The organism is Pseudomonas sp. EGD-AK9, assembly GCF_000465935.2.
Lineage (GTDB): Bacteria > Pseudomonadota > Gammaproteobacteria > Pseudomonadales > Pseudomonadaceae > Aquipseudomonas.
The window spans coordinates 1-3,388 of the sequence record NZ_AVOF01000338.1; the positions used below are offsets into that span (position 1 = coordinate 1).

At 66.0% G+C, this 3,388-nt stretch carries 4 protein-coding genes; 2 read left to right on the forward strand and 2 right to left on the reverse strand.

Annotated features, from left to right (window positions below):
- The coding region (locus N878_RS15490) for a CAP domain-containing protein (RefSeq protein WP_021444527.1) at positions 1-345 on the forward strand (345 nt) is incomplete at its 5' end.
- Between the two features lie 8 nt (positions 346-353).
- On the opposite strand, the gene N878_RS15495 is transcribed toward N878_RS15490, so the two are convergent.
- Positions 354-941 (reverse strand): NAD(P)H-dependent oxidoreductase, encoded by a 588-nt coding sequence (locus tag N878_RS15495; protein ID WP_021444528.1) that lies wholly within the window; start codon positions 939-941, stop codon positions 354-356.
- A 153-nt stretch (positions 942-1,094) separates the two neighbouring features.
- Here N878_RS15495 and N878_RS15500 point away from each other — a divergent pair, with 153 nt between their 5' ends.
- The gene (locus tag N878_RS15500) at positions 1,095-1,403 is read left to right on the forward strand and encodes a putative quinol monooxygenase (RefSeq protein ID WP_021444529.1); all 309 of its coding nucleotides are present in this window, start codon (positions 1,095-1,097) and stop codon (positions 1,401-1,403) included.
- A gap of 121 nt (positions 1,404-1,524) precedes the next feature.
- Here N878_RS15500 and N878_RS15505 read toward each other — a convergent pair.
- The coding region (locus N878_RS15505) for a U32 family peptidase (protein ID WP_021444530.1) at positions 1,525-3,388 on the reverse strand (1,864 nt) is incomplete at its 5' end.

Below are 3,388 nucleotides of genomic sequence, written 5' to 3' on the forward strand. Positions count from 1 at the left end.
AGCTTCGCCGCCGCCGCGCCGCTGGCCTGGAACGCCGAGCTGGGTAGCGCCGCCGAAGCGCACAGCCGGGCCATGGCCAACGGCAACTTCTTCGCCCACCAGGGCCGCGACGGCCGCACCCCCGGCGACCGCGCCGAACTGGCCGGTTATGCCGGCGGCCAGATTGGCGAGAACATCGCCGCGGCGCTGGATACGCCGGCCAAGGTGGTCGAGGGCTGGCTCGCCAGCCCCGGGCACTGCGCCAACCTGATGCACCCGCAGTACCAGGACCTCGGCGCGGCCTACGCCAGCGACCCGCAAAGCGACGCGGGGATCTACTGGACGGCGCTGTTCGGCGGGCGCTGAGCCGGGGCTCAGTGGACGCCGAACACCTCGGCCAGGTGTTGCTGGTAGCGGGCCACGTCGCGCTCGATATCCGGCTGCTTCATCACGTCGGTGCTGAGGAAGGTCGGCAGGGCAGTCATGCCGAGGAACTGGTTGGCCTTGTGGAAGGGGAAGTACACCGCGTCCACGCCCTTGCCTTCGAAGAAGTCGCTGGGGTCGTCGAAGGCCTGCTGCGGGGCGTTCCAGGTCAGCGACAGGAGGTACTGCTTGCCCTGCACCAGGCCGCCGCTGCCATACTTCTGCGAGGCGTCGGAGCGGGTGCGGCCGTCGTTGGCGTAGAGGCTGCCGTGGCCGGCGGTGAACACCTCGTCGAGGTACTTCTTCACCGTCCAGGGCGCGCCCATCCACCAGCCGGGCATCTGGTAGATCACCACGTCGGCCCAGAGGAATTTCTCCACCTCTTGCGCGACGTCGTAGCCGCCATCGATGAAGGTGGTCTTGATATCGAACCCGGCGCGGTCGAGGAAGGCCGCGGCGGCCTCGTGCAGGGTGGCGTTGTACTGGCCGTTGGAATGGGCGAACTGCTTGCCGCCGTCGAGCAGAAGGATGTTTTTCATGGCTGTCTCCGCAAAAGAATGGCGGCAGGTTAGCGGCGCACCCGCGCGGGAAACAGAGTGGGTCAGGCAAATGATTGTTGAGTGAAAGGCACGAATGCCCAGATTTATCCTGCGCTAGAGTGCGACAAACAACGCTTTTGCAGGAGGTCTTGCATGCACGCCTTTATCCTTCACGCCCACACCAGACCGGAGCAGGCCGAGGCCTTCGAGCGCCTGTTCCGCGCCCATGTCGAGCCCAGCCGCGCCGAGCCCGGCTGCATCGAGTACCACATGCTGCGCGACGCGCAGGACCCCACGCTGTTTATCTTCTACGAGGTCTGGGCGTCGCCGGAGGCGTTCGCCGAGCACACGGCGCTGCCGCATATGCGCGCATTCCACGAGAAGCGCATGGATTACCTGCGCCGCGATTTCGAGGTTCGCCAGATCGAGATGCTTAGCCCGGCGAGTGCAGCGCGAGCCTAGTTCGCGATCTGCAGGAGCCAGCTTGCTGGCGATTGTTGTGGTAGCCCGGATGCAATCCGGGACATACAGGCGCATTCCCCCGGATTGCATCGGGGCTACCGGGGAACAGGCGAGGCCGGGCTCAGTGGCTATAGCCCGGCTTCTGGCGGATGGTCTTGAGCAGGTCGTCCGGGCTGATCTGGCCGACCACCTGGGTGGCGGCGCTGCCAGGCTGCGGCAGGCCGAGGATATGCCCTTTCATCTTGCCGACCACGTGCATCTCGCACGGCTTGCAGTCGAACTTCAGGGTCAGCACCTCATCGCCGTGGATCAGCTGCATCGGCGCGACGCGGGTTTTCACGCCGGTGACGCCCTTGGCCTGCTTGGGGCAGAGGTTGAAGGAGAAGCGCAGGCAGTGCTTGGTGATCATCACCGGTACCTCGCCGGCTTCCTCGTGCGCCTCGTAGGCCGCGTCGATCAGCTGCACGCCGTGACGATGGTAGAAGTCGCGGGCCTTCTGGTTGTAGACGTTGTAGAGGAAGCTCAAATGCGCCTCCGGATAGACCGGCGCAGGAATGGCTTCGGCCTTGCGACTGCCGCGCGGGTGGGCGGCGACGCGTGCCGCGGTCAGCGCCTCGATGGCCTCGCGGCGCAGCGCCTTGAGCTGCGAGTTGGGCACGAAGAAGGCCTGCGGCGCGTCCAGGGTCACGCCCTGGGCGTGGTAGATGGTGGTGCCGAGCTGGGTGAGCAGGTCGCGCAGGCCGTCCAGCGCCTGTGCCGGCTTGTTGGCCGGGCCGAAGGGGCCGGGCAGGGCGACCTCGACGCTGACGCCTTCCTCGCTGGTGGCGGTCAGTTTCAGCTGCTGCTCGCGCAGCTCGGCCTGCCAACTGACGCCAATACGGCGTTCGGCGCTGGTACGTTGCAGCGCCTGCTGCCAGTTGTGGTCGAGGTTGCGCGACAGCGGGTGATTCGGGCGCAGGCGGAAAAGCCCCTCGGGCATCTCGTTGGGCTCGACGCGGTAGCGGTAGCGTTTCTCGCCTTCCTCCTCGAACTCGCCTTTTAGTTCGGCGATATTGGTGCGAAAACCCACCACCTCGCGCTTGACCAGCACGTTGAGGCCGTCGCCGTTGGACAGCGGCTCGTGGGTGACGGCGATCAGGTCGCGCTTGTTCACTTTCTCGACATGGCCGACGGGCAAGCCAGTGAAGGTCGGCGAGTCGAAGGCGCCGATGTCCACCTTGCGCTCGGTGACGAAGTAATCGGTGCTGCCACGGTGGAAGGTCTTGTCCGGATCGGGCACGAAGAAGTGCGCGGTACGGCCACTGGAGGCGCGGGCGAGGTCCGGGCGGTCTTCGAGGATGGCGTCGAGCTCGCGGCGGTAGTGGGCGGTGATGTTCTTCACGTAGCCCATGTCCTTGTAGCGCCCCTCGATCTTGAACGAGCGCACGCCGGCCTCGACCAGGGCGCGCAGGTTGGCGCTCTGGTTGTTGTCCTTCATCGACAGCAGGTGCTTCTCGTAGGCGATAACCCCGCCTTTTTCATCCTTGAGGGTGTAGGGCAGGCGGCAGGCCTGCGAGCAGTCGCCACGGTTGGCGCTGCGCCCGGTCTGCGCGTGGGAGATGTTGCACTGGCCGGAGAAGGCCACGCACAGCGCGCCGTGGATGAAGAACTCGATGGCCGCGTCGGTGGCCTCGGCAATAGTGCGGATTTCCTGCAGGTTCAGCTCGCGCGCCAGCACCAGCTGGGAGAAGCCGGCCTGATCGAGGAACTTGGCCCGCTCCAGGGTGCGGATATCGGTCTGGGTGCTGGCATGCAGCTCGATCGGCGGAATATCCAGCTCCATCACCCCCATATCCTGCACGATCAGCGCATCCACACCGGCGTCGTAGAGCTGGTGGATCAGCTTGCGCGCCGGCTCCAGCTCGTCGTCGTGGAGGATGGTGTTGAGCGTGGTGAACACCCGCGCGTGGTAGCGGCGGGCGAATTCCACCAGCTCGGCGATCTCG

Excerpts from the sequence above, each read along its gene's own strand:
- N878_RS15495 (WP_021444528.1), bottom strand. The coding sequence starts at position 941 with ATGAAAAACATCCTTCTGCTCGACGGCGGCAAGCAGTTCGCCCATTCC.
- N878_RS15500 (WP_021444529.1), top strand. The coding sequence starts at position 1,095 with ATGCACGCCTTTATCCTTCACGCCCACACCAGACCGGAGCAGGCCGAG.